Source organism: Pantoea sp. R13S299, from assembly GCF_048515925.1.
GTDB lineage: Bacteria > Pseudomonadota > Gammaproteobacteria > Enterobacterales > Enterobacteriaceae > Pantoea.
Window position 1 is genome coordinate 48,312 of sequence record NZ_JBLYEF010000007.1, and the last position, 26,388, is coordinate 74,699.

The 26,388-nt window shown below is 54.3% G+C and carries 27 protein-coding genes; 12 read left to right on the forward strand and 15 right to left on the reverse strand.

All coding sequences use genetic code 11. The features are described from left to right. Positions 1 to 18: 18 nt before the first annotated feature. From ACN1CO_RS21855 to rfaD, 8 genes are all read right to left on the reverse strand, one after another. The gene (locus ACN1CO_RS21855) at positions 19 to 1,152 is read right to left on the reverse strand and encodes a glycosyltransferase family 4 protein (protein WP_419140657.1); all 1,134 of its coding nucleotides are present in this window, start codon (positions 1,150 to 1,152) and stop codon (positions 19 to 21) included. Then, the gene (rfaQ, locus tag ACN1CO_RS21860) at positions 1,145 to 2,221 is read right to left on the reverse strand and encodes a putative lipopolysaccharide heptosyltransferase III (protein WP_419140658.1); all 1,077 of its coding nucleotides are present in this window, start codon (positions 2,219 to 2,221) and stop codon (positions 1,145 to 1,147) included. Before rfaQ ends, ACN1CO_RS21855 begins: the two co-directional genes overlap by 8 nt. 73 nt (positions 2,222 to 2,294) lie before the next feature. Continuing rightward, positions 2,295 to 3,281, reverse strand: a complete 987-nt coding sequence (locus ACN1CO_RS21865; RefSeq protein ID WP_419140659.1) for a glycosyltransferase — start codon at positions 3,279 to 3,281, stop codon at positions 2,295 to 2,297. A 328-nt stretch (positions 3,282 to 3,609) separates the two neighbouring features. After that, positions 3,610 to 4,614 (reverse strand): glycosyltransferase family 8 protein, encoded by a 1,005-nt coding sequence (locus ACN1CO_RS21870; RefSeq protein ID WP_419140660.1) that lies wholly within the window; start codon positions 4,612 to 4,614, stop codon positions 3,610 to 3,612. A 9-nt stretch (positions 4,615 to 4,623) separates the two neighbouring features. After that, entirely contained in the window at positions 4,624 to 5,700 is a 1,077-nt protein-coding gene (locus tag ACN1CO_RS21875; protein WP_419140661.1) for a glycosyltransferase family 9 protein, read from the reverse strand. After that, the gene (gene rfaC / locus ACN1CO_RS21880; protein WP_419140662.1) at positions 5,697 to 6,674 is read right to left on the reverse strand and encodes a lipopolysaccharide heptosyltransferase RfaC; all 978 of its coding nucleotides are present in this window, start codon (positions 6,672 to 6,674) and stop codon (positions 5,697 to 5,699) included. The genes ACN1CO_RS21875 and rfaC overlap by 4 nt, the downstream gene beginning before the upstream one ends. Further along, on the reverse strand, positions 6,662 to 7,717 hold the full coding sequence (rfaF, locus tag ACN1CO_RS21885) for an ADP-heptose--LPS heptosyltransferase RfaF (protein WP_419140663.1): 1,056 nt from the start codon (positions 7,715 to 7,717) through the stop codon (positions 6,662 to 6,664). The genes rfaC and rfaF overlap by 13 nt, the downstream gene beginning before the upstream one ends. Positions 7,718 to 7,734: 17 nt before the next feature. Then, positions 7,735 to 8,667: an ADP-glyceromanno-heptose 6-epimerase gene (rfaD, locus tag ACN1CO_RS21890; protein WP_419140664.1), complete on the reverse strand. Its 933-nt coding sequence runs from the start codon at positions 8,665 to 8,667 to the stop codon at positions 7,735 to 7,737. A gap of 230 nt (positions 8,668 to 8,897) precedes the next feature. Between rfaD and ACN1CO_RS21895 the strand changes: the two genes are divergently transcribed. Then, positions 8,898 to 10,094, forward strand: a complete 1,197-nt coding sequence (locus ACN1CO_RS21895) for a glycine C-acetyltransferase (RefSeq protein WP_419140701.1) — start codon at positions 8,898 to 8,900, stop codon at positions 10,092 to 10,094. A gap of 10 nt (positions 10,095 to 10,104) precedes the next feature. Then, entirely contained in the window at positions 10,105 to 11,133 is a 1,029-nt protein-coding gene (gene tdh, locus ACN1CO_RS21900; protein WP_419140665.1) for an L-threonine 3-dehydrogenase, read from the forward strand. 28 nt (positions 11,134 to 11,161) lie between these two features. Here the strand turns inward: tdh and ACN1CO_RS21905 are convergent, their stop codons facing one another. From ACN1CO_RS21905 to envC, 4 genes are all read right to left on the reverse strand, one after another. Then, positions 11,162 to 12,073 carry a hypothetical protein gene (locus ACN1CO_RS21905; RefSeq protein WP_419140666.1) on the reverse strand — a complete coding sequence of 304 codons (912 nt, stop codon included), beginning with the start codon at positions 12,071 to 12,073 and terminating at the stop codon, positions 11,162 to 11,164. Continuing rightward, positions 12,066 to 13,295 (reverse strand): glycosyltransferase, encoded by a 1,230-nt coding sequence (locus tag ACN1CO_RS21910; protein ID WP_419140667.1) that lies wholly within the window; start codon positions 13,293 to 13,295, stop codon positions 12,066 to 12,068. Before ACN1CO_RS21910 ends, ACN1CO_RS21905 begins: the two co-directional genes overlap by 8 nt. 104 nt (positions 13,296 to 13,399) lie before the next feature. Next, positions 13,400 to 14,302 (reverse strand): divergent polysaccharide deacetylase family protein, encoded by a 903-nt coding sequence (locus tag ACN1CO_RS21915; protein ID WP_419140668.1) that lies wholly within the window; start codon positions 14,300 to 14,302, stop codon positions 13,400 to 13,402. A 3-nt stretch (positions 14,303 to 14,305) separates the two neighbouring features. Next, positions 14,306 to 15,607: a murein hydrolase activator EnvC gene (gene envC / locus ACN1CO_RS21920; protein ID WP_419140669.1), complete on the reverse strand. Its 1,302-nt coding sequence runs from the start codon at positions 15,605 to 15,607 to the stop codon at positions 14,306 to 14,308. A 252-nt stretch (positions 15,608 to 15,859) separates the two neighbouring features. Here envC and ACN1CO_RS21925 point away from each other — a divergent pair, with 252 nt between their 5' ends. The 5 genes from ACN1CO_RS21925 to cysE all read left to right on the forward strand — a co-directional run bounded on the left by ACN1CO_RS21925 (position 15,860) and on the right by cysE (position 18,980). Next, positions 15,860 to 16,291 carry a rhodanese-like domain-containing protein gene (locus tag ACN1CO_RS21925; RefSeq protein WP_003851285.1) on the forward strand — a complete coding sequence of 144 codons (432 nt, stop codon included), beginning with the start codon at positions 15,860 to 15,862 and terminating at the stop codon, positions 16,289 to 16,291. Between the two features lie 19 nt (positions 16,292 to 16,310). Beyond that, on the forward strand, positions 16,311 to 16,565 hold the full coding sequence (gene grxC, locus ACN1CO_RS21930; protein WP_419140670.1) for a glutaredoxin 3: 255 nt from the start codon (positions 16,311 to 16,313) through the stop codon (positions 16,563 to 16,565). A gap of 38 nt (positions 16,566 to 16,603) precedes the next feature. Continuing rightward, a complete protein-coding gene (gene secB, locus ACN1CO_RS21935; RefSeq protein WP_010258229.1) occupies positions 16,604 to 17,074 on the forward strand; it encodes a protein-export chaperone SecB in 471 nt (156 codons plus the stop codon). Next, a complete protein-coding gene (gene gpsA, locus ACN1CO_RS21940; protein WP_419140671.1) occupies positions 17,074 to 18,090 on the forward strand; it encodes an NAD(P)H-dependent glycerol-3-phosphate dehydrogenase in 1,017 nt (338 codons plus the stop codon). The genes secB and gpsA overlap by 1 nt, the downstream gene beginning before the upstream one ends. 68 nt (positions 18,091 to 18,158) lie before the next feature. Then, positions 18,159 to 18,980: a serine O-acetyltransferase gene (gene cysE / locus ACN1CO_RS21945; RefSeq protein WP_090967199.1), complete on the forward strand. Its 822-nt coding sequence runs from the start codon at positions 18,159 to 18,161 to the stop codon at positions 18,978 to 18,980. On the opposite strand, the gene trmL is transcribed toward cysE, so the two are convergent. From trmL to cpxR, 3 genes are read right to left on the reverse strand one after another with little or no spacing between them, the layout of a single operon-like run. After that, the gene (gene trmL, locus ACN1CO_RS21950) at positions 18,977 to 19,450 is read right to left on the reverse strand and encodes a tRNA (uridine(34)/cytosine(34)/5-carboxymethylaminomethyluridine(34)-2'-O)-methyltransferase TrmL (protein WP_003851277.1); all 474 of its coding nucleotides are present in this window, start codon (positions 19,448 to 19,450) and stop codon (positions 18,977 to 18,979) included. The two genes, cysE and trmL, sit on opposite strands and share 4 nt — an antisense overlap. A gap of 35 nt (positions 19,451 to 19,485) precedes the next feature. Then, a complete protein-coding gene (gene cpxA / locus ACN1CO_RS21955) occupies positions 19,486 to 20,865 on the reverse strand; it encodes an envelope stress sensor histidine kinase CpxA (RefSeq protein ID WP_003851276.1) in 1,380 nt (459 codons plus the stop codon). Beyond that, positions 20,862 to 21,560 (reverse strand): envelope stress response regulator transcription factor CpxR, encoded by a 699-nt coding sequence (gene cpxR / locus ACN1CO_RS21960; RefSeq protein WP_419140672.1) that lies wholly within the window; start codon positions 21,558 to 21,560, stop codon positions 20,862 to 20,864. The genes cpxA and cpxR overlap by 4 nt, the downstream gene beginning before the upstream one ends. Positions 21,561 to 21,708: 148 nt before the next feature. Between cpxR and cpxP the strand changes: the two genes are divergently transcribed. From cpxP to ACN1CO_RS21985, 5 genes are all read left to right on the forward strand, one after another. After that, entirely contained in the window at positions 21,709 to 22,218 is a 510-nt protein-coding gene (gene cpxP / locus ACN1CO_RS21965) for a cell-envelope stress modulator CpxP (protein ID WP_419140673.1), read from the forward strand. A gap of 455 nt (positions 22,219 to 22,673) precedes the next feature. Beyond that, a complete protein-coding gene (locus ACN1CO_RS21970) occupies positions 22,674 to 22,829 on the forward strand; it encodes a general stress protein (RefSeq protein ID WP_003851267.1) in 156 nt (51 codons plus the stop codon). A gap of 236 nt (positions 22,830 to 23,065) precedes the next feature. Continuing rightward, positions 23,066 to 23,968 (forward strand): CDF family cation-efflux transporter FieF, encoded by a 903-nt coding sequence (gene fieF, locus ACN1CO_RS21975; RefSeq protein ID WP_419140674.1) that lies wholly within the window; start codon positions 23,066 to 23,068, stop codon positions 23,966 to 23,968. 207 nt (positions 23,969 to 24,175) lie between these two features. After that, a complete protein-coding gene (pfkA, locus tag ACN1CO_RS21980; protein WP_003851263.1) occupies positions 24,176 to 25,138 on the forward strand; it encodes a 6-phosphofructokinase in 963 nt (320 codons plus the stop codon). A gap of 142 nt (positions 25,139 to 25,280) precedes the next feature. Then, positions 25,281 to 26,270, forward strand: a complete 990-nt coding sequence (locus tag ACN1CO_RS21985; protein WP_419140675.1) for a sulfate ABC transporter substrate-binding protein — start codon at positions 25,281 to 25,283, stop codon at positions 26,268 to 26,270. Positions 26,271 to 26,388 lie beyond the last annotated feature (118 nt).

A 26,388-nucleotide genomic window follows, 5' to 3' on the forward strand; every position in this document is an offset into this window, starting at 1 on the left:
TGCACTCATCCCACATTGTCAGTTGCTACTCAGTACCTGCTGATAAAGCGAAGTCAGCGCCTGCGCCAGTCGTTGTGGGCCGTAAGGTTCAATTTTGCGCCGTGCCGCCTCACCCATTCGTGAATCCAGGGAAAGTGCCGGTATTGCGTTAACAGCCTGATTTAACCCATTGATATCCAATGCATCACAGACGAAGCCTTCCTGACCAGCGGTAATAAATTCTGCGCCACCGCAGCCAGTGCTGGTAATCACCGGTAAGCCGCAGGCCATCGCCTCCAGCACCACATTTGGAAAAGGATCGTAGAGCGTGGGCAGCAGCAGGCCATCCGCCGCGTGATAGTACGGCTGCACATCCTGCTGTACGCCGACAAAGCGCAGGCGGTCCAGGCAGTTAAGCTGGTTTGCCAGCTGCTGATAACGCTGCAGCTGCTTATCCTGTCCCACCACAATCAGATAGCGATCGCTGGCGGCCAGCGCCTGGATTGCCGCTTTCAGCCCCTTGCGCTCAAAGCCTGAGCCGACATAAATCAGCACGGTAGCGGCCTCGGGAAGGGCCAGCTGCTGACGAGTGGCGCGACGTGCTGCCTCTGTAGCAGGCTGGAAACGGCTGGCGTCGATAGCGTTATGGATAACGTGGATTTTCCCGGCGTCGAGCGAGAAACAGCGCAGGATATCGCGCTTAACCATCTCTGAATTACAGATCACCGCTTTCAGCGTCGGAGAGTTAAACATCTCCGCTTCCGCCTGCAGAACATAGCGATGGTAAGGACTGAGCGTCGCGCTCAGCCTTTGCCACGATGAGACGATACGGGCGCGCTGTTCCAGCCAGACGCGATGCACGCCATCACCCGCGCGGAAAATGTCACAGCCCGCGATGCGCTCATGGCTTTGCACAATATCGAACTTTTCACGCTCCCAGCAGGCGCGGGCGGCGCGGGCAAAACCGCGCTCACGGGAGACCCGGCCCAGCTTTGCAGGGTTGCAGATATGCAGATGCCAGTCCGGATTGGGCGTGCCTTGCCAGCTGCGGGTAATGATATTGAGATCGAGCTGTTCGCTACCCAGTGCTTCCAGTGCGCGTGAGATAAAACGCTCGGCACCGCCATCCGGACGATATTTCTGCCGGACAATTGCCAGCCGTAACTTACTCATTCAGGAAGCTCCTCGCTGCCGCGACCACATCCTTCACCGGAATGGCCGACAGATAACGCTGGTCAGTTTTGGTGTCGATGGAATCGGGTGAGGGCAGCGGGCCATAATCGCCCGCCCAGATGACCTGATTGTTGTCGCCCCATGGCCGCCAGTGCTGCAGCTTGGTCGGGCCAAACAGCGCAATGCAGGGTGTTTCAAGCGCGGCAGCCATGTGCATCGGCGCAGAGTCGACACCAATAAACAGCCGGGCGTGATCGATCAGCGCCGCCAGCTGCGGCAGAGTGAACTGACCCGCCAGCGAAACCACATCCGGCGACTCACAGAGCGCGCGAATACGGTTAATCATCGCCAGCTCCTGCTTGTCCGGCCCGGAGGTCAGCACCACTTTGCGGCCCGGCTGCGCCAGCTGATCGAGCGTGGCGGCAACGCTCTCCTCTTCCCAGCATTTGAAGCCCCATCGTGAGGTCGGCTGTACCACAATATAGGGCGCAGTGACATGATGCTCCGCCAGTCTTGCCTGCACAGTTTGCTGGTCAGCGTCGCTGTAGTGCATTGAAACGCGAGCGCCGTCGCTGCTGATGCCGAGGGGCGCCAGCGCCGACATATTCTGCTCAACGGTATGCAGTTTGCTGTGATTGTGTGTGGGGACCAGGCCGTTGTGACACCATCGCCACAGCACGTTATCGCGTTTTTTATAAGCAAAACCGATGCGAACGGGTGCCGCAGAGAGCCGGGTAATCTGGGCCGCACGCCATTGATCGGCCAGATTAATCACCAGATCATAATGTGCGTCACGCACGGCGCGAATTAATGCACGCTCATGGCCCAGCTTGCGCCAGGTGCCCTCCTGTTTCCATTTGCGATCGATGACGTGCAAATGGCGGATAGCCGGATGCGCTTCCAGCATCGGACGCGTCTCCTTGTAGAGCAAAACGTCGATGCTGGCCTGCGGATAACGCTCATGAAGCGCATTGATGGCGGGCGTTGTGAGCAGCATGTCACCATGATGGCGCAGCTTAATCAGTAATATGTTTTTTGGAGAGAAGTTTGCTGGAATCAGGCTGGCCATAAACAAGAGTTCTCAGAATTCAGTGAACCGATTGTAGGGCAAACCCTTTTTAGGATAAAGCCAGCCTCAAAGGTTATTTATCACGCCACCGATAGAGCCGGGCAAGCCACAACAGCAACTGGTACCACTGCTTAATTCCCCGGGCATTACGTAACATGCGCAGATGTGTCCGGGTTGCGAACAGATCGGCAATGATTGCCTGGCGTGCGCGGGCATCAGGCTCACGTCTCACACTGTGGCAAACGCTGAGCGCTTCATGCGTTACCTGATAGTGAAACGACGGGTAAATCTTCACGCGGTCACGATAGCGGTTGTTAAGCTCTTCCAGCAGCCGCGCAATCTTCAGGTAGTGACGCTGATATTCAACGTTGCGCTCGCCGGTCCGTTTGCGATTGCTGATGGAAGCGTCGTGCATATAGTAGCGATAGAGCACCGCTTCGGTATAACGCACACGTTTTGCCAGCAGCATAAACTCGGTGGTCCAGGGAATATCCTGATGATGCAGGCCTGGTTCAAACTGCAACTGATGCTGCTCGATCAGTTCCCGGCGATAGATCCCCAGCCAGACCACATGCATATAACGATGGGTTTTTAGCGCGGTATTAAGCCAGTCGGCTCCGCTCAGCACCGGCGTACTGCGCAAACGATCCAGCGGAATCAGCGGTTTTACCCGCTGGCTGTGTTTAAAAAACCACTCGGCGTTGCATTGTGCTGCATCCAGATTGTCCGCTTCAGCCAGTGTCACCAGAGTCTGATACATCTCAGGCTGCATGGTGTCATCCGCATCAGGGAAGGTGACATATTTCCCGCGGGCTATCGCCAGACCGGCGTTGCGGGCGCGCGACACGCCGCCATTTTCCTGATGAATCACACGAATATGCGAATGCTGCTGTGCATACTGGTCGGCACGCTCGCCAGAGCCGTCGGTGGAACCATCATCGACAATAATGATCTCAAGCAGAGTCAGCGTCTGCGCCAGCAGTGACTGCATGAACTCATCAAACATGCTGCCCGCATTGTACATCGGGGTAATGATACTCAGCAGAGGAGAAGTACTCATGACAATATCTGCACCAGCGTTAAATTCACTGCGAAAAGGCGTTGCCTCGTCATAAATCATTTCCAAATCAGCAGAATGAAATCAGGGAGTTCATGATTATAAAACGGTGTGGCTTCTCTGCTTTACTAAAAACCACGCCCGACAATAATAATGCGCTACATGCGCTTTTTTTACGCAAAGTCGCTTTACAGGTAAACAGATTATTATGTCGGTGTTCATTCAGCGTCTTTTTTATAAGAGATCGTGGTAAACAGCAGGCGGGATAAATGACGGGAAAGTCAGGCGCTGAAATAACCGCGCCCGCATCAATCTGATAAACCTGAGTACGCTATTGCTCGCTCTGCTTAAAAAACTTGAGACTGACATACTTCATCATCCAGCTCATGCTTTCAGCATACTGTTTATGATGCCACTTAATGCGGGAGAATCGCTTCATCTCTTTATAATGCTTTGGTACATCAAGCGGTTGTGAAGCCCAGGGTGAGCGCTGGTAATAACTGTAGTAGAGCTGGGCAAGATCGCTGCCAGCCCAGGCATGCCAGGGTTTGCATTTACCGGTGTAGTGAATCATTACGGTGTCCGCTGGCACGGCAGTATGATCCCAGACTTTATTGGCGATGATGTCGTAAATCTGGTTATAGCGGTCCGGCAGGATCAGGATCTCATCCTCCAGCACGATATTCAGCGCATCCTGATCGGGAAAACCAAACTCTGCGCCCCGCGTTACCAGCACGTCGGTAATGCGCGCGGTGGTCTGCCTTTCGAGCCAAAGGGGAATATTGATCAGCATAAAGCCGGAGTTGAAATAGTGATCATGCTTGAGCCCGAGCTTCGCGCACTGATTCTGGCGCGCACGCGGCGTGTCATTACAGGCCGCCAGCGTGTAATCCGTGATATCCAGGGTAAACAGGGGAGAGTAATCGCCCACGACCAGGGTATCCGCATCAATATAGATCACCCGATCGCTATAGCTCGCCACAGTTCCGGGAATCAGGAAGCGGTAGTGGATGCTTTTAGGGTAGCGTCCGACCGCAGGCAACTGATCAACCCAGTCACTGTTAAAGATATGCAGCGTGATAGCCAGACGATGGCCTGAGGCCAGCGAACGCAGTTTTTCCACATCCTCATCGCGTAGCGAGTCTGAGAAAATATGGGCGTGGAACGCCGTATCGGGATGATGGCTGAGAAGTGAAAACAACGTAATGCCCAGGCCACGCGCGTAGGCGTGGTTGATGCCAAACGCAACGTGAACCGGATTGTCATCCGTGTCAGCAAGCGTGTTAACCAGCAGCTGACTTTGCTGAACGGCATCAGCAAGAGGGGTAATTGCCATTACGCTTCACTATTCCAGATTATGAGTAATAAACGTTTGTATTCTAGTCAGTTTATCGTGATCCAGCCCGAATAATTTTTCAGCAGGCTGATCAAACTTAAAACGGGTGGCAAAAACGAACGTTGATGCGTCAATATTATCCGGTCCGATGAACAACACGTTATTGACCGGGCGCTGTTCTCTGACTTCACACGGCCCGTAAAGCATGATCACCGGGATCTGCTGCGCATCCGCAATATAGGCATTGCCAGAGTCAGAGGCGATATAGAAATCCATCTGCGAAATGGCCCAAGGAACCTCTTCCAGTTTCAGCTCACCAATCAGACTGACAATATTCTCTTTCGGGCCGGTCAGGCTCAGTAACTCATCCAGATACTGCTGCTCAGCGGGTGGGCCAAACACATAAAAGGTGCAGGGCATATCATCCAGCGATGTCATCAGCTGCTGCCAGATGCTGGCAGGAATCGTCTTGGCCTTATTACCGGCAGAAATGCTGATGCCTATTTTAATGCCACTGCACGGATGCTGTAGCGCGGCGGGCGGCACGGGCGGCTGCCAGAGCGGCGAGGTCGCGTGTTTAGGGAAATCGGTGTAGCGATAGTCGCGGTTAATCAGCTTCAGGTAACTGTCGAGCGTCAAATCTGTCTTAGCGTGGTCGACAATGCCGCTGGCGCTGCGATAGAAGGTCTTATGGTAGGACTTACGCACATAAGTGCGCAGAAACTGCTTGTTCGGTGCGTTGCATAGCGCGGCAAAAAACAGGTTTACGCTATTTGGCTGCACCAGATAGACGTTGTCATAACGGTTCATCAGGGTAAACGCGAGCTTCAGTTTGGCAAAAAAGCTGCGCTTTGCGTCTTCAATCAGAAAATAGCGGCTGATCGTGTCATCATGACGCGCCAGCGGCTCCACCGCTTTGCTGATCAACAGTTCAGACTGACCCAGCGCGCGCAGCATCGGGGTGATATTGATAAAATCACCGATCTTCGCCGTCTGGATGATTAAGCTGCGTCCGGTTGGCCGGTAAAACAGCCGCATTATCGCCCGGAAAGGCAGCAGTAGCAGGTAGATCAGCACATAGTTCATGGCGTGTTTTCCGTAATTACGGCCCGCAGTTTTTCTGCCACCGTGTCAGCAGTCAGCTCCGCCAGATTATGATTCGGGGCGCTCAGTGCCTGTTGGTTCTGCCCGTACCCGCCAATCAGGCCGGGATCGGTCGGGCCATACAGCGTGAGGTTGGGACGATCCAGCGCCGCCGTCAGATGGCTTAATCCGGTATCTACCGAGACCACCGCCCGCGCGCCCGCCAGCTGCTGCGCTATCGCTTCCAGCGTCAGCTTAGGCAGCACATCGACATGCTCAAAGCCTTCAGCAAGGCGCAATGCGCGTTGATGCTCATGTTCAGCACCCCAGGGCAATTTCACCCGCAGACCGCTGGGCTGCATCTGCTCAATCAGCTGTCGCCAGTGCGACTCCGGCCAGTGCTTGTTGTCACGGGTCGTGGCATGCAGAAAGACCAGGTAATGCTGTGCGTCAGCGGGCAGATGATGCAGGAAGTGTCCGGCAATCGCGTAGTCACCCTGGTTTTGCGGCTTTTCATAGCCCAGGCTTTTGGCGAACAGTTCGCGCGTTCGCTCAACTGCGTGTTGTCGCTTGCTGACCTCATGGCGGACGTCATACCACCAGCTGGCAAACGGCTCACGCGCGCTGCGGCTGTCCTGTCCATGCTTCACCCCTTTCGATAAACGGGTGACCAGCGCGGCACTTTTGATCAGCCCCTGCGCATCAATCACGATATCGTACTCACGTGACTGTAACTCGCGCTTAAACAGCACGCGCTCTTCACGCTGCTGACTGCCAAACCAGTGTTTACGCCAGCGGCGAATGGCAACCGGTAACACTTTGTCGACGGCGGGATGCCAGCCAGGGATCTGCGCAAAATTCTCTTCCACCACCCAGTCGAAACGGATGCCGGGAATGGCATGCATCGCATCGGTCAGTGCCGGGAGCGAATGCAGCACATCGCCCATTGAAGAGGTTTTAACAATCAGGACGTGCATGGCACCTCCTGTGGCGCAAGCAGTTCGTTCAGTGTCTGATGTACGCGTTCAGGCTGGATATCGATCAGGCTCTGGTGATAACCCTGTTCGGCATCGCCTTTGCGAACTTTGTGATAGCCGGTAATCAGGCGAATAATGCGCGCCTGACGCGCGAGCGGCGGCGTAAAATCAGGGCTGCTCGGTCCATAGAGCGCTACCAAAGGACGATCCAGCGCTGCAGCGATATGCATCAGACCAGAGTCGTTGCTGACCACGGCGCGGCATTGCGCCAGCAGAATCACTGCCTGTTCAAGCTGGGTTTCACCGGCCAGATTACGGCAGTGGCCACGCGCCTCTTCGGGCAGCGCAGCGATAATCTCTTCGCCGGTCGGGCGATCTTTGGCGGAACCAAACAGCACGATCTGGAAGCCGTCAGCAATCAATTGTCGGGCCAGCGCGGCGTAGTGATAGTGCGGCCAGCGTTTGGCCGGACCAAATTCAGCGCCCGGACAAAAACCGATGATCGGACGGGTTGCCGCGAGCTGAAACTGTGCGGCCGTTTCAATCTTTTCCTGCTCTTCAACCTGCAGCTTTGGCCACAACAGCGGCTGTGGCAGCTGCGCTGCCGAGGCAACCGGGGTGTCGTAGCCCAGTGCAACGTAGCGCTCGACCATCAGCGGAAACGCGGCTTTATCCAGCACCCGCAAATCGTTCAGCAGGCCATAACGCATTTCACCACGCCAGCCTACGCGGCGTTTTATTCCGGCGAAGAAGGGAACCAGCGCCGACTTAAAGGAGTTAGGCAGCACGTAAGCACGGTCGTAATGACTGGCACGCAGCACTTTTCCCAGACGGCGACGCTCACCAATTTCCAGCGCGCCATGCCCGAGTGGCATCGCCAGCGCCTGATTGACCTCCGGCATGCGTGACAGCAACGGACGGCACCAGGCAGGTGCCATCACGTCGATCACTGCATCCGGATGTTCGGCCTTGAGTGTGCGATAGAGACTTTGCGACATCATCATATCGCCGACCCACGACGGGCCGATTACCAGAATTTTCATCGCCGGAGCAGCTTCCTTTATGCGTTGCGGTTCAGCCAGACCATATATTCAGCGACACCCTGCGCCACCGTTTTAAATGGTTTGTCGTAGCCAGCGGCACGCAGTTTAGTGAGATCGGCCTGGGTATAAGCCTGATAGCGTCCTTTGAGTTTCTCCGGGAACGGGATGTACTCGATCTGACCTTTCTGATGAAATTTCAGTACCGCATCCGCGACTTCCTGGAAGGATTCGGCACGGCCTGTGCCACAGTTGTAAATCCCGGAGACGCCGTTTTCCCAGCACCACAGGTTCACTTCTGCCACATCATCCACGTGGATGAAATCACGCTTAAAGCCGTCGCTGCCTTCAAACAGTTTGGGATTTTCATCGTTGCTGATCTGCGTGTTCAGATGGAAGGCAACGCTGGCCATGCTGCCTTTGTGGCCTTCGCGCGGTCCATAGACGTTGAAATAGCGGAAGCCGCACACTGGCGAGTTTGCTTCTGGCAGCATCTGACGGACGTAGTGATCGAACAGCATTTTGGAGTAGCCATAGACATTCAGCGGCTGCTCATACTGGCGCTCTTCGATGAAGTTCTCGTTGCGTCCACCGTAGGTCGCGGCAGAAGAGGCGTAGAGGAACGGGATCTCGCGCTCAAGACAGAAGTGCAGCAGCTCTTTGGAGTACTGATAGTTGTTCTCCATCATGTACTTGCCATCCCACTCGGTGGTGGAAGAGCAGGCGCCCTGATGGAACACCGCGTCGATCGGGCCTAAATCATCGCCCGCCATCACGCTCATCAGGAACTCTTCTTTGTCCATGTAATCGACGATATCCAGGTCGACTAAATTGGCGAACTTGGTGCCATCTTTCAGATTATCCACCACCAGAATGTCGGTGTGACCGCGATCGTTCAGCGCTTTGACGATGTTGCTGCCAATCATTCCTGCGCCGCCAGTTACGATAATCATGTTGTTACCTTCAACGTTGTGGGGTGAAACAGGAGGTTTCACACACGAATACCTCACATCATAACATTTCATCAGGGTGCAGACAGCCAGATGACTCTGTAACGCTTTGTGTGTACACCCTCGCGGCGTGAACTATGCTGCAAAAATGACATTCTGTTGGGCGATTTATCGTGAAGAAGCGGCCTGTTCAGTAAGATATGCCAGATTTTTGCCATCTGAGGAGAGCAATGATGCCTGCGCAATTTTATCAACAACTTCGTCAGCAACTTGATGATGCACGTCAGGAAGGACTGTTTAAACAGGAGCGAATCATCACTTCTGCCCAGCAGACGGAGATCGCGGTTGGCAGCGATCCGGCAGTGATTAACTTCTGCGCCAATAACTATTTAGGTCTGGCGAACCATCCGGCGCTGATTCAGGCGGCGAAAGAGGGGATGGATTCGCATGGTTTTGGCATGGCTTCCGTGCGCTTTATCTGCGGCACGCAGGATAGCCATAAGCAGCTGGAAAAGCGGCTGGCAGAGTTCCTTGGCATGGAGGATGCCATTCTCTATTCCTCCTGTTTCGACGCCAACGGCGGCCTGTTTGAAACCCTGCTCGATGCGCAGGATGCCATAATTTCCGATGCGCTGAACCACGCCTCCATTATCGATGGTGTCCGGCTGTGCAAAGCGCAGCGTTATCGCTATGCCAATAACGACATGGTGGAGCTGCGGGCCTGTCTGCAGGAGGCGCGCGAAAAAGGCGCCCGTCATATTCTGATCGCCACTGATGGCGTCTTCTCAATGGATGGGGTGATTGCGAATCTGCCCGCTATCTGCGACCTGGCCGATGAGTTTTCCGCGCTGGTGATGGTGGATGACTCTCATGCGGTAGGTTTTGTCGGGAACGCCGGACGCGGAACCCATGAATACTGCGACGTTATGGGTCGGGTCGACATCATTACCGGTACGCTGGGTAAAGCGCTCGGCGGCGCATCAGGTGGCTACACCGCAGCGAAAGCCGAAGTGGTGGAGTGGCTGCGTCAGCGTTCCCGTCCCTATCTGTTCTCTAACTCGCTGGCACCGGCCATTGTGGCCGCCTCGTTGCGGGTGCTGGATCTGCTCAGTGAAGGCGATGGATTGCGTCAGCGTCTGTGGGATAACGCCCGTTACTTCCGGGAGCAGATGACGGCGGCGGGCTTTACGCTGGCCGGTGCCGATCACGCGATTATCCCGGTGATGCTGGGTGAAGCCAGTGTTGCCCAGGAGTTTGCTCGCCTGCTGCAACAGGAAGGCATCTACGTGACCGGCTTCTTCTATCCGGTGGTGCCAAAAGGTCAGGCACGCATTCGCACCCAAATCTCTGCGGCGCACACCCAGCAACAGCTGGAACGTGCGGTGACGGCCTTTACCCGTATCGGCAAACAACTGGGCGTCATCGCCTGAGGAGTCCGTCATGAAAGCACTCGCCAAACTGAAGAAGGAAGAGGGCATCTGGATGGTGACCGATGCGCCGGTTCCAGAGCCGGGTCACAACGATCTGCTGATTAAGATTCGTAAAATCGCCATCTGCGGCACCGATGTCCATATCTACAACTGGGATGACTGGTCACGCAAAACGATTCCGGTGCCGATGATTGTCGGCCATGAATATGTGGGTGAAGTGGTTGCGATAGGACAGGAAGTGAAAGGTTTTACGATTGGCGATCGGGTTTCAGGCGAGGGGCATATCACCTGCGGACATTGCCGCAACTGCCGCGCCGGGCGTACGCATTTGTGCCGAAACACGATGGGCGTGGGTGTTAACCGCCAGGGCTGCTTCGCGGAGTATCTGGTTATCCCGGCCTTTAATGCATTCAAAATTCCCGACAACATTTCCGATGAGCTGGCGGCAATCTTTGACCCGTTCGGCAACGCAGTGCACACCGCACTCTCGTTCGATCTGGTCGGCGAGGATGTGCTGATCTCCGGCGCAGGTCCTATTGGCATCATGGCCGCTGCGGTCTGTCGTCACGTCGGCGCACGCAACGTCGTGATCACTGACATCAATGAGTACCGGCTGGCACTGGCGCGGAAAATGGGCGTCACGCGCGCAGTCAATGTAGCGAATGAAGATCTGCGGGAAGTGATGCATTCGTTGGGCATGACGGAGGGATTTGATGTCGGGCTGGAGATGTCGGGTGCGCCTCCTGCGTTTCGTAGCTTGCTGGAGGTGATGAATCACGGTGGGCGTATCGCACTGCTGGGCATCCCGCCGGGTGAAATGGCGATCGACTGGAACCAGGTGATCTTCAAAGGGCTTTTCATCAAGGGAATCTATGGCCGTGAGATGTTTGAAACCTGGTACAAAATGGCGGCGCTGATTCAGTCTGGTCTCGATCTGACGCCGGTAATCACCCATCGCTATAGCATTGACGATTTCCAGCAGGGTTTTGATGAGATGCGTTCAGGACGCTCGGGGAAAGTGATACTGAGCTGGGATTAACACAACGGCCGCCGGGGCGGCCGCCTGATTAGCTTTTCTTCTTCTCTTCGTCGGTCAGGTAGCGCACTTTGCGCGTGTAGTCCTGGCCTTTGAAGTTCAGCGGCTGTTGCGGATCGGCCAGGTATTTTTGCCATTCCGACAACGGGAATCCACCATGTGCGCCCACCACGTCAGACGGGATCACCGCCGACTGACCGCCGATTTTCTTTGAGACCGGCCAGTTAGCCCATTCCCCAAGATTGACGGTTTTAATATCCAGCATGTCCAGCAACACCGCGAGCGGCAGCTGGTCAGTAGGCGGCTGGCTGTCGTTCATCAAATTCCAGGTATCATTAAACAGCGTCAGCCACAGCGGCGAAATGCGCTGCCAGACTTCACGCGTGGCGGCCAGGTAAGCGCCATTAACGTGGTCCACCAGATAGGGACGAATGCTGTGCGAGTAGTAAGCGGGAATCGCCTCTTCCGGCGCACCGTCCAGCTTGGCAATCATTTTCCCCTGACGGAAGCTGGAGTAGAGATGGCCTGGCTTCATCATGATCTCCGGCATCTTCAGCAGATTAAGGTCGGAATCGATCATCAGAATGCCGTCGCCTTTTGCCTGCATAGGCGCCTGCAATTTGATCAACCGGCTGCGATAGATCTGCTTGTAGCGATAGCTCTCTTCCCGGTGCGGCACATCCAGCGTCGCCACGCGGGTTTTCACTGGCAGGCTGCCAAAGGCGTGAGCAGGCTGATCGCTGACGATCACGATCTCTTCTGCCTCCGTCGCAAAGCGCGCCGCAAAATCGGCACTGAGCAGGGCTTCTTCAATATAGTCCGCGCCGGTGCAGGGGATCACGACAGAGGTAACCGGAACAGTACCCTGAACCGCCTGATGCGAATAAGGCAGGTTATGGCGCGCTCTGATGTGGCGGTAACGGGGATTTAAAAAATTAAGCATGAGGTTTCTTTTTGACGACGCTTTGCAAAATATTCTCGACGCCGCTGATGTAGGTTTCAATGGCGTACTGTTCACGTACGCGTTTCGCTGCCGCATTGATCAGGCGTTGACGTAAATCTGCATCCTGCCACAGCGCGGTCAGGTGCTGGGTCAGTTGCACCACGTTGCCATAGTCAAACAGCAGCCCGGTTTCGTCATGACTGATCAATTCGGCAGTGCCGACCACGCGGGATCCGACAACGGCAGTATTCACCAGCATCGCTTCCAGCACGACTCTGGGCAAGCCTTCACTGCGCGAGGCAAGAATAAAGGTATCAAAGGCGGTGAGGTAATCGAGCGCATTGTTCTGAAAGCCCGTAAAGACCACGTGATGCTGGATGTTCTCAGCCGTTGCGAGTTGCAGCAGATGCTGAAGTTCCGGACCTGCCCCGACAATCACCATCTTCCAGTCTGCATCCGGGTTGGCGCGTTTAAATCGGCCCAGCGCCTGCAGAATATGGTGATTAGATTTGCGTAATATCAGCGAGCCGATCGTGCCAAACACAAAGGTCGATGGAGAGAGTTTAAAGCGCTGGCGGACTTCAAGGCGGTCGGGCAAAGGCTGGTGGATGTCTATAGCGTTATTGACGGTAAAACAGCGCTCCGCATCCACACCGTGAGTACGCAGGGTGTTATTCACGCCCTGAGATACGGCAATGACCGCCTGACAGTCCTGATTGACCATGCTGACCAGCCGCGGTTCCAGAACCGGATCGATACGGCAGTGTTGCACCACCGCGATCTCCAGGCTGCGCGCCGCCAGATAACCTTCCACATTGGTGCTGGGCTGGTTATTCATGTAGAGCGTGTCAAACTTCCCCAGTTGCAGCAGTGAATTGATTTTGCTGGCATTAGGCATAATGCGCCATTGCGTATCAATCTTATCGATGGCGCGCTTCTTTAGCTTTTTATTGAAAAACAGCAGTGCCCGCGAGGCTTCTTTAACTAATTTCGCCCAGCGTGGCTGTTTGATTTGAGGAATAAAAAAGACCGGAATGGCCAGCGCATTCAGCGTGGCTTCAATGGTTTCGTCGTTGCCACGGCTGTAGTTGTGATAGAAGCAGCAGGTGATATCAAACTTTTGACGATCGATACGTTTCAACAGCTCCAGCATACTGTTGGTGCCGCCGCCCCACTCTCTGCCGTTATCCAGCAGCAGGATTTTTTGTTTATTAATCGTCATCCCTATCACTGCTCCCGCACAGCCCGTTATTACCCGACCCAGGATTATAGTAATTTCTGCACATAAATGAATGCTTAGCCGACGACTTAGCATTCATCGCAAATTCAGAACAGATTTTTTAGCGTTTTAAACAGCGGGCTGTTATTCACGCTTTCACCGATGACCGTTAAGGCTCTGGTAGCCGGAACCGGCGCCAGCGGGTGTTTCGGTTTACACAGGCCGGCAGGCTGAAAGCGAGGTGCTACCGGTTTTGCCGGAGCCACAGGCGTCTGTGAGCCGCTGCGGAGTGATTCGTTCAGCAGCTGGCTGGGACGAACCAGCGTAATGTCGGCTGGCAGCGTGGGTAACATCTGCTGTAACACCCGCACGGTAGTCGGGTGGGGATGACCAATGGCAATGGCGTAACCGTCGCGCTGCGCCAGTTTCACCGCCCGACTGAACTGCTGGCGGATGGCGTTAATATCCTGGCTGTCATCAAGGAATACCCGGCGTTTTAACACTTTGACCTGGGTACCCTGCGCGGCAGGGATAGCCTGACTGTTAGCGATAGTCATGCTATCCAGAAAGTAGAGATTGTAGTGGTTCAGCGCCTGCATCACCTTCTGCATGCCGGGCAGGCTTGAGGTCATCCTGCTGCCCATATGGTTGTTCAGTCCCACGGCATAAGGCACGTTGTTAACTGCATTGCGCATGATGCGGGAGACCTCTTCGCTACTCATCTCCGGCGTTAAGGTATCTTTTTCAAGCGGCTGTTTGCTCAGCGGTGCCATCGGCAGATGGATCAACACTTCGTGACCACTCTGATGCGCTTTAGTCGCCATTTCACGGGCGTGGGGCGCGTTGGGCAACACCGCCACTGAAATAGCCTGCGGCATCTGCAGGACCTTGTTCTCTTCGGCGGGGCGATAGCCGACATCATCAATGACGATGGCCAGTTTGCCCGCCTGTGCAGCGTAGCTGAACAGCAGGGCGCTTAAGAGAACGGGAAGTTTTCGAAGTTGCAGCAAAACCTATCTTCCTAACCATGGGAGTGGATTGACGGCCTGTCCCTGACGTCGAATTTCAAAATAAAGCGACGGGGTACCACGGCCACCGCTGGTGCCCACCAGTGCAATAGGCTGTCCTGCCTTCACCTGCGTACCCACGCTCACCAGCGCACTTTGGTTGTAGCCATACAGGCTCATATCGCCTTTACCGTGCTCCAGCACCACGACCAGACCGTAGCCCTGTAACCAGTCGGCCATCAGCACACGACCATCGGCGATGGCTTTCACCTCGGTGCCTTCCCGTGCATCAATCACGAGGCCTTTCCAGCGCAGTTCACCCTGCAGCTGTTCGCCAAAGCGATGTTCAATGCGTCCGCGAACCGGCCATAACGCCTGTCCACCCGCGCGACCGAGTCCACCGGTACGGGCCACCAGTTCACGCTCGCTCTGGGTTGGCTGATAGCTGGATCCTTTGGCTTTCGCCTGCGCCTGACGCTGACGCACTTTTTCCGCCTCGCGAGCTTCACGGGCTGCGCGCTCGCGCGCCTCGCGTTCTGCACGGGCGATCTTATCCTGCAGACGGCTTTCGTTCTGACGCATCTCGACCAGATCGGCCTGATCTTTTTCCAGCGCGCTTTCCAGTGACGTCAGGGTCTTTTTACGCGCTTCGCTCGCCTGTTGCAGTTTCTGCTGCTGGCCCTGCTGCTGCGCTAATAACTCTTTCTGCTGCTGTTGCTTCTGCTCCAGCGAGGCACGCTGCTGATCCAAATCCTGACGTGTCTTTTGCAGCGATTCGATACTTTTCCGGCGGGCAGCATTCAGATAGCCGAAATAGGCCAGAATACGCTCACTGCGCTGGCTCTCTTCACCGCCCATCAGGAGCTGTACACCGTTATGCTTGCCCTGACGGAACGCCGCATCAAGTTGCTCTGAAAGCAGGTTTTCCTGGCGGGTTTGCTGTTTTTCAAGCCGGGCGATGGAGGTGGCGAGTTGTTTCATCTCATCATTCAGGGCGGTGAGACTATTGCGGGTATCTCGCAGCTGACGACTCGCCTGAGCAATGATTTTTTCCTGGCTCTGCAGCTGATCGAGTAATTTGCTGCGCTGCACCTTCTGCGCTTTGACGCTTTTCTCTTTCTCAGCAATGTTTTGCTGAATGGACTGCAGCTGAGATTTGCTGTCTTCTGCACTTTGGGCTGCGGCAGGCAATAACAGTGCCCCCGCACAAAGCAGGCTAAGGGAGAGGCTGGACAAGTGTATGAACAACGGCAGGTTATCGCCGTTGCGACGGGTCCTTGTGTGCGAAACGGTTGTTTTTCCCTTCATAGGCCAGTGATTATTCCACGATGAACCGCCGCTTACCAGTGCTCCCCACTGGCATTTGCTTTTCCAGTTATGTCCGCTTTCGCAATGACATACATTCAGCCTTACGCCATTTTTGCTATTCAGCCACTTTTTTTGGAAAATGGAGCACAAATCGATACTCTGGCCGCATAGCATCTGTACATGCGAAGTGGCGCAGGTATACTCAGAACCCTTGTTTTAGCTTATTAGCCCGGTCTGGAGTCGTTACCCCTCATGCAAGAAATTATGCAGTTTGCAAGCAATCACCCCATCCTGAGTCTGGCATGGGTCGTTTTACTCGTTCTGGTGATTGTGACTACCGTTAAAGGAATGTTCTCTAAGGTAAAAACGATCAGCCGCGGTGAAGCAACCCGCCTGATCAACAAAGAGGACGCGGTAGTGGTAGACGTGCGTTCGCGCGACGATTTCCGCAGAGGGCATATTTCAGGTGCTGTGAATGTGGCAGCTGCTGAGATTAAAAAAGGCAACATCGACGAACTGGCAAAGCATAAAGCGCAGCCCATAATTGTAGTGTGTGCAACCGGACAAAGCGCGGGTGATTCTGCTGCGCATCTGAGTGCTGCAGGCTTTGAGCAGGTTTCAGTGCTGAAAGACGGTATCAGTGGCTGGAGCGGCGAAAATCTGCCATTAGTTCGCGGTAAATAATCTTACAGAGGTGCTGATCATGGCAAATGTTGAAATGTATACCAAGGCTACCTGTCCTTACTGCCATCGGGCGAAGGCGCTGTTATCGCAAAAAGGCGTATCGTTTCAGGAGATCCCCATCGATGGAGACATGGCGAAACGCGAAGAGATGATCAAGCGTAGCGGCCGCACCACCGTGCCTCAGATTTTTATTGATGCGCAGCACATTGGTGGCTGCGATGACTTATTCGCACTCGATAATCGCGAAGGTTTAGATCCACTACTGCAGGCGTAATTTTACGCCGGACAATCTCATACATAGGATTTGGTCACATGTCAGAACATAACACGAACGAAATGCAATTCCAGATTCAGCGCGTATTCACTAAAGACATCTCTTTTGAAGCGCCTAATGCACCGCAGGTTTTCCAGAAAGAGTGGGAACCGGACGTTAAACTGGATCTGGACACTGCATCTTCTCAGCTGGCTGACGAAGTTTACGAAGTGGTACTTCGTGTGACTGTAACCGCGACTGTGGGCGAAGAGACGGCTTTCCTGTGCGAAGTTCAGCAGGCCGGTATCTTCACCATCAGCGGTATCGAAGGAACGCAGATGGCACATTGCCTGGGTGCATACTGCCCGAACATTCTGTTCCCATACGCACGCGAATGCATTACCAGCCTGGTATCCCGTGGTACCTTCCCGCAGCTGAACCTGGCACCGGTTAACTTTGATGCGCTGTTCATGAACTATCTGCAGCAGCAACAGGGTGAAGAAGGTGCTGAACCACATCAGGATGCCTGATGGAAACTCACGCTTCGATTAGCGTCATCGGTGCCGGTTCCTACGGCACCGCTTTGGCGATTACGCTGGCCCGTAACGGCCATCCGGTGCTGTTGTGGGGACATAACCCGACGCATCTGGCGCAACTTCAGAGTGACCGCTGCAACACTGCTTTCCTGCCTGATGTTCCGTTCCCTGACAATCTTTCCCTTGAACCTGATCTGACCAAGGCTATTGCTGCCAGCCGCGACTTATTAATCGTGGTGCCGAGTCATGTCTTTGGCGATGTGCTGCAGCAGATCAAGCCTCATCTGAGACCAGACTCACGCATTGTCTGGGCGACTAAAGGGCTGGAAAAAGAGACCGGTCGTCTGCTGCAGGATGTGGCGCGTGAAATTGTCGGCGATGCTATTCCGCTGGCCGTGATCTCCGGACCGACTTTTGCCAAAGAGCTGGCAGCCGGATTACCGACCGCCATCGCGCTGGCCGCAACGGATGCGCAGTTTGCTGACGACCTGCAGCAGAAGCTGCACTGCGGTAAGAGCTTCCGCGTTTATAACAACCCTGATTTCGTCGGCGTACAGCTGGGCGGCGCGGTGAAAAACGTGATTGCTATCGGTGCCGGGATCTCTGACGGGATTGGCTTTGGTGCAAATGCGCGTACCGCACTGATCACCCGTGGTCTGGCAGAGATGAGCCGCTTAGGCGCAGCGCTGGGTGCCGATCCCTCGACTTTTATGGGGATGGCGGGCCTGGGCGATCTGGTGCTGACCTGTACCGATAATCAGTCGCGTAACCGTCGTTTTGGCATGATGCTGGGCCAGGGCGAGGATGTAGATAGCGCGCAACGCATTATCGGACAAGTTGTAGAAGGCTACAGAAACACCAAAGAAGTCAAAGCATTGGCTGCACGTCTGGGTGTAGAAATGCCGATCACCGAGCAGATTTATCAGGTGCTGTATTGCGAAAAACCGGCGAGAGATGCAGCATTGAGCCTGCTGGGACGAACAAGGAAGGACGAAAACAGCACTGGCTAACGCAGGACGCGTAGCATCATCACCTGCAGCGCCCATTCAGGCGCTTTTTTTATCGGGAGAAAGCAGCAATGTCGTCTGATGAGTTAGAACTGGTCTGGAATAATATCAAAGCAGAAGCGCGCGCCCTGGCTGATTGTGAGCCGATGCTGGCCAGCTTCTTCCACGCGACATTGCTCAAGCATGAAAATCTCGGTAGCGCACTGAGTTATATGCTGGCCAACAAGCTGGCTAACCCGATTATGCCCGCCATCGCCATTCGTGAAATCGTTGAAGAAGCCTATCGTGAAGATCCGTCGATGATTATGTCTGCGGCTTACGATATTCAGGCTGTGCGTCAGCGCGACCCGGCAGTGGATAAATACTCAACGCCGTTGCTCTACCTCAAAGGTTTTCACGCCTTACAGGCCTACCGCATTGGTCACTGGCTGTGGAATGAAGGCCGGCGTGCACTGGCGGTTTATCTGCAGAATGAAATTTCCGTCTCTTTTGCCGTCGATATTCATCCCGCTGCCAACATCGGTCACGGCATCATGCTCGACCATGCCACTGGCATTGTGATTGGCGAAACCGCCGTGGTTGAGAATGATGTCTCGATCCTGCAATCAGTGACACTGGGCGGTACCGGCAAAACCAGCGGCGACCGTCATCCGAAGATCCGTGAAGGGGTGATGATTGGTGCCGGTGCGAAAGTCCTGGGCAACATTGAAGTCGGCAGGGGAGCAAAAATCGGTGCTGGTTCCGTGGTGTTACAGCCCGTGCCGCCGCACACCACTGCCGCAGGCGTACCTGCGCGTATCGTCGGTAAGCCAGGCAGCGAGAAGCCGTCGATGGATATGGATCAGCACTTCAATGGCAGCCTGGCCGGTTTTCAGTTTGGCGACGGCATCTAATCTTTAATCAGCGCGCCGGCGTAATCGAGCTGGCGCCACGCTTCATACACCACCACCGATACGGCATTCGACAAATTCATACTGCGGCTTTCTGCTCTCATCGGGATGCGGATTTTTTGCTGTGCCGGTAACGCGGCCAGGATTTCAGCGGGCAGTCCGCGGCTCTCCGGCCCAAACAGCAGATAATCGCCCGCCTGATAGGCGACGGCACTGTGTGCAGGCGTCCCTTTGGTGGTCAGTGCAAACAGACGCTCAGGCGACTCTGTGGCAATAAACGCCTGATAGTCAGCATGGAATTTGATGGCCGTGAATTCGTGGTAATCCAGCCCGGCGCGACGTAAGCGCTTGTCATCCCAGGCAAAGCCGAGCGGCTGAATCAAATGAAGCTGGAAGCCCGTATTGGCGCAAAGACGGATGATATTGCCGGTATTCGGCGGAATTTCTGGTTCAAACAAGACAATGTTAAGCATAAGGCCCCCGATGACAGGGGCCGAAGCATAGCAAATTATTGACGGCCGGAGGAGTAGAGCGGCAACCAGAGTGTCAGACGCAGACCACCCAAGGGGCTGTCATCGGCTTTAACCCAGCCGCGATGTTGCTGCACTGCCGTTTCAACAATCGCCAGGCCAAGACCGGTGCCGCCTGATTCGCGATCGCGCGCTTCATCGGTACGGTAGAAGGGACGGAAAATCTGTTCACGATCTTCCGGACTCACGCCAGGACCGTCATCATCAACATGTACCGTAATCCCGGAAATATCGACGGAGAAGCTGACGCTGATATGCGTGTGTGAATAGCGCAGCGCATTGCGCACGATGTTTTCCAGCGCACTTTCCAGCGCATGAGGGTTGCCATAAAGCGGCCACGGTCCAGGCGGATAGGGGATATCCATCTTCTTGCCCATCTGCTCAGCTTCGAAACGGGCATCTTCCAGCACCCCATTCCACAACTGATTCGCCTTCATCGCTTCGCTGACCAGCGCATTTTTATGCTGAGTACGCGACAGCACCAGCAGATCGTTGATCATGCCATCCAGACGCTGTGCTTCCATCTCAATGCGGCCCAGTTCCTTACCTTCGCCCTGACGCCGACGCAGCAGCGCGGTAGCCAGTTGCAGGCGGGTAAGTGGGGTACGCAGTTCATGGCTGATATCGGATAACAGACGTTGCTGACCGGTCATCATCCGTTCCAGCGCACTGACCATCTGGTTAAAGCTGGAACCTGCGGCCAGAAACTCCTGCGGACCTGATTCCAGTTCCGGATGCTGACGCAGGTTTCCACTTGCGACTTCATCGGCGGCATATTTCAGCTTACGCGCCGGACGTGCCAGGCTCCAAGCCAGCCACAGCAGCAGCGGTGAGCTGATGAGCATGGTGACGATAAGCAGTAGCAGCGGGCGGTCAAACAGCAGATTGACGAAATCGAGCTGAGAACTGTTTGCGGGGCGGATCATGTAAAGCTGGTAGTTATCTTCGCCATCCCGGACGGCGAAAGGACCTACCAGCTCAACACGACCATATTTCTTTTTCTGCGGATGATCGGCATTGTCAGACTGGCCGATAAAATTGCGGATAACCTGCATTTCGTTATGCTGCGCGCCAATCACCCGACCTTCACTGGTCACTAACAGCAGCCGCTGACCCGGCGGTGCCCACTTTTCCACGGCACGAAACAGACGACGCCACCACATCAGATCGTTTGGGGGATCCTGTGACAGCTCTGCTTCGACGTGTTGCTCAATCATGATGCCCTGCCGCTGTTCACTCTCCAGCAGCGAGGTCATCTGTCGTGAATCGAGCTTGGGCACCATTAGCACCAGCATCAACACCAGCGCCAGCGTTAGCCAGAAGATGGCGAAGATACGGGTGGTCAGACTTCCAATCATGATGCCGAAACCATCAGATAGCCGCGGCCACGTAAGGTTTTAAACCAGGGATGACCGTCACGGCGCTCAGGCAGCTTGCGACGCAGATTTGAGATATGCATATCAATGGCACGGTCAAAAGGCGTCAGGCGTTTGCCCAGCACTTCCTGACTCAGATGTTCACGCGACACGACCTGGCCCAGATGCTGCGCCAGCAGATAGAGCAGAGTGAACTCAGTACCGGTAAGATCCAGCGTGACATCATCAAAACTGGCCTCCTGACGACCAGGATTGAGTCGCAGGCAGTCCACTTCCAGCGTAGGTGAGCTGTTATCGTTTTGCTGCTGCTGTTCACTCCAGTTAGAGCGCCGAAGAATAGCGCGGATACGCGCCACCAGTTCGCGATCGTTAAACGGCTTAGGCAGATAATCATCTGCACCCAGTTCGAGGCCCAGTACGCGATCCAGCTCGCTGCCGCGCGCTGTTAGCATGATGACGGGGGTTTGATGTTGCTGACGTAGTTCTTTCAGGGTGTCGATGCCGTTTTTCTTCGGCATCATGACATCCAGTAAAAGCAAATCAATAGAGTTATCGAGCAGGTTCAGCGCTTGTTCACCATCACTGGCTACCACCACTTCAAACCCTTCCATTTCTAACAGTTCTTTTAAAAGCGAAGTTAATTCGCGGTCGTCATCTACCAACAGGATTTTATTCATTTTTGTAGCCCTCCGCAGGCAAAATACCGTGTTCCTGGCGCACCTATCCATCGCTTTACGTAGTTTTACACCCCCTGACGGATGTTTGCAGCTGTCGCCGTACACTGGCTCTCGTTGAATCGCAAAACGGAACGAACTGGAGTACACGATGCGCAAATTAACCGCCGTCGTCCTTGCCTCAGCGATGGCTCTGAGTGTCGCCAGCGCAGATGCTAAAGATGCGACGACGATTGACGAGATGCATCATGGCGGATTGCCGACAGGCAGTATGACGCAAAATCCGCAAAGCCACATGTTCGACGGTATTGAGCTGACAGAAGAGCAACGTCAGCAGATGCGTGACCTGATGCAACAGGCCCGACATGAGCGCCCGGTCGTTCATATTGACGATATCGCAGCACTCCATGAATTAGTGACTGCAGACCAGTTTAACGAAGCGGCCATCCGTCAGAAGGCGGAAGTCATCGCCAGAGTTCAGGTTGAACAGCAGGTCGAGATGGCGCGCGTACAGAATCAAATGTTTCAGCTGCTAACGCCGGCCCAGCAGTCCGCGTTACAGAAGAATTACCAGCGGCGACTTAATGAGCTGCGACAGTTTTCGAATTTGCAGTCAGCATCATCGCTGCAGGCAGTGAGTAGTACCAGCAGTAACCAGTAACATAGTATCCCTGTTTTCCTTGCCATAGACACATCCCTGTCTTCCCCCGCCATGATGGTGGGGGTTTTTTTTATCTTTTTTCCACTTTTTTTATTTTGACAGGAATCATCACCTCGCAACAAAACCCCCATTTTATTAGAGCTTGTTTAACTTTTATTCATCAGATTCGACGATTTCTTATTATTTGGGGCATGCCGTAGATTTAAACGGACCGGTAAGTGTTTTTCCGCCTTGAAAATATTATAACTCGCTGAAAGTAAATGAATTACAGACAAGGTTTGAATGTTTTAATCTGATTTTTCAACGAGATACATTCCCCGCGTTACGCTTGCTGGTTCAGGCGCACCTTCTACACTAAATCCTGTCACTGCAGGGAAGTTAAGTGTCTTTGCGAAGTCTCAGGGAGCAACAACCACATTATGTAGTCCTGAATGAATCTATTAATGGAGTAAGTTATGGCAGAGCATCGTGGTGGTTCAGGTAATTTCGCAGATAATCCGCAAAAAGCGTCTGAAGCCGGTAAGAAAGGCGGCCAGAACAGCGGCGGCGGAAACTTCAAAAACGATCGTGAAAAAGCATCAGAAGCCGGGAAAAAAGGCGGCAAAAAGTAGTCGCCGGCCTTTTCTCAGCATCGGCCAGAGCCTGAATATGGCCTGGCAATGATGTGTATGACACTTTGCCCCGTCCTCTCAAAGGTCGGGGCTTGTTTTTTTATACCTGCCTCCCTTCTCAAAAGAGCCCGACCCGTTGAACGACCCGTTAAGCACAGCCCGCGTGCCGGTGTTAAACTTCAGCCATTCATCCATTTAAGTGCGCATCCTCACTGATGTTGCATAGGGAATCTGGCATGCAACCCTCTTATGGCCGACTGGTAAAGCGTGCTGCGCTCGCTGCCACCATTCTCGCGTCTGTGCTGTTACTCGTGAAAATTTTTGCCTGGTGGTACACCGGTTCGGTGAGTTTACTGGCCTCCCTGGTGGACTCGCTGGTGGATATCGCCGCATCGCTGACTAATCTGCTGGTGGTGCGTTATGCGCTGCAGCCTGCCGACGAAGATCACACGTTCGGGCATGGCAAAGCGGAGTCGCTGGCGGCGCTGGCACAAAGCATGTTTATTTCCGGTTCGGCGCTGTTTCTGTTTCTGACCGGCCTGCAGCATCTTGCCTCGCCCAGTGAGATGCGGGGAGCGGGCGTCGGTATTGTGGTGACCGTTGTGGCACTGAGCTCAACGCTGGTGCTGGTCGCCTTTCAGCGCTGGGTGGTGCGTAAAACCCGCAGCCAGGCGATTCGGGCTGATATGCTGCACTATCAGTCAGACGTCATCATGAATGGCGCCATTCTTATTGCACTGGTGCTGAGCAGCTATGGCTTTACCCGGGCGGATGCCCTGTTCGCGCTGGGGATTGGCGTTTTCATTCTCTACAGTGCATTGAGGATGGGCTACGAGGCGGTGCAGTCATTGCTGGATCGCGCGTTACCGGAGGAGGAACGGCAGCAAATCCTGACGCTGGCGACAAACTGGCCGCAGGTGCAGGGCGTTCACGATCTGCGCACCCGCCAGTCCGGCCCGACCAAATTTATTCAGCTACATCTGGAACTGGAAGACCAGTTACCCCTGGTGCAGGCGCATCGGGTAGCCGATCAGGTTGAGAAGGCGTTACGCAAAGAATTCCCTGGGTCAGATGTAATTATCCATCAGGATCCCTGTTCTGTGGTACCGTTCGAGACGAAAGATTCTTTAGGTTTTTAACGTAAATGAATCAAATCGATACGGAAGGGATGACGTAACGCTAACATCGCTGCAAAAAATAGTGAAAAGTTGTCTGACCTGAATCAATTCAGCAGCAAGCCTTTGATATACTATCTGCCATCACATGTCGCGCGAGTCGTCAAATGACAGTCAGCAGCGATCGACAGGCAGGATTAACCCTTAGTTTTGAACAATCCAGAGGTTGTCATGATCAAAAAAATTGGTGTATTAACCAGCGGCGGCGACGCCCCAGGCATGAACGCAGCTATTCGTGGAGTGGTTCGTTCCGCGCTGAGTGAAGGACTGGAAGTTTTTGGGATCTATGACGGTTATCTGGGATTGTACGAAGATCGCATGATCAATCTTGATCGCTATAGCGTCTCCGACATGATTAACCGTGGTGGCACTTTCCTGGGCTCAGCGCGTTTCCCTGAGTTCCGTAATGAAGATGTGCGCCAGGTTGCCATTGAGAACATGAAAAAGCGCGGTATCGATGCGCTGGTGGTGATTGGAGGTGACGGCTCCTACATGGGGGCTAAGCGCCTGACTGAAATGGGCTTCCCCTGCATCGGCCTCCCAGGCACCATCGATAACGACGTAGCCGGAACGGATTACACCATCGGGTATTTCACTGCGCTGGAAACCGTAGTGGAAGCAATTGACCGCCTGCGTGATACCTCTTCTTCACATCAGCGTATTTCGATTGTTGAAGTGATGGGGCGCTACTGTGGCGATCTGACCCTGGCGGCGGCGATTGCTGGTGGCTGTGAGTTCATCGTCCTGCCAGAGTTCCCGTACACTCGTGAAGAGCTGGTAGCGGAAATCAAAGCGGGCATCGCCAAAGGTAAAAAGCACGCTATCGTGGCGATTACCGAGCACATCTGCGATATCGACGATCTGGCGCGTTTCATTGAAACAGAAACCAAACGTGAAACCCGTTCGACCGTTCTGGGACATATTCAGCGTGGCGGTGCGCCTTGTGCGTATGACCGTATCCTCGCATCACGCATGGGCGCTTACTCGATTGAACTGCTGATGCAGGGTTATGGCGGCCGTTGTGTGGGTATTCAGAACGAGAAGATGGTGCATCACGACATCGTCGACGCGATTGAAAACATGAAGCGTCCGTTCAAACGCGACTGGCTCGACACGGCGAAAAAACTCTATTAATTCCCGGCGGGGTGTGCTGCACAGTATGCCCCTGCATCCCCCTCGTATATTCCCCAAGGTTATAACAGCTTATTTTTAATTCTTTTAGCTCTGTAATGGTTTATGTCACGCTTAGCCCATAACGACATTGGGAGAGTGCGTAATGAACAAGTGGAGTATCGGCGTTACCCTGTTGCTGGCCTCAACCAGCGTTCTGGCGAAAGACATTCAGCTGTTAAACGTTTCCTACGATCCAACGCGTGAGCTGTACGAACAGTACAACAAAGCGTTCAGTGCGCACTATAAACAGGAAACCGGCGATAATGTCGTGGTCCGTCAGTCGCATGGCGGCTCCGGCAAGCAGGCAACCTCAGTGATTAACGGCATCCGTGCGGATGTGGTCACGCTGGCGTTGCAATCGGATGTCGATGCTATTGCAGAACGCGGTCGTATTGATAAGAACTGGATTAAGCGTCTGCCAGACAACTCTGCGCCTTACACGTCCACCATTGTCTTCCTGGTCCGCAAAGATAATCCCAAGGGCATCCATGACTGGAGCGATCTGACCAAACCGGGCGTGTCCGTGATTACCCCGAACCCGAAAACCTCTGGCGGCGCACGCTGGAACTATCTGGCGGCCTGGGGCTGGGCGCTGGATCATAACAATGGCGATCAGGCCAAAGCGCTGGCGTACGTCAGAGCGCTGTTTAAAAACGTTGAAGTGCAGGATTCCGGTGCGCGTGGCGCAACTAACACCTTTGTTGAACGCGGGATTGGTGATGTGCTGATCGCCTGGGAAAACGAAGCCTATCTGGCGGTTAACAAGCTGGGTAAAGACAAGTTCGAGATTGTCACTCCGGGCGAATCAATTCTGGCTGAACCGACCGTATCAGTGGTCGATAAAGTGGTGGATGAAAAGGGCACGCGTAAAGTCGCAGATGCTTATCTGAAATACCTCTATTCGCCAGAAGGTCAGACTATTGCTGCGCAGAACTACTATCGTCCGCGTGATGCTGAAGTCGCGAAGAAATTCGCCAGCCAGTTTGCGCCTGTGAAGCTGTTCACCATTCAGGACAAGTTTGGTGGCTGGGCACAAGCTCAGAAAGCACACTTCGCCGATGGCGGCAGCTATGACCAGGTCATGAAACCGTAATAGATTGCGGTCAGCGCTTCTCTGCGCTGACCGCTTATCCGCAATAACCCCACCTTTCTCTTTTCTCTGCCCGGTTGCTGCGCTATCTGCCCGAATTCCCCGTGACATTTTTTTCCCG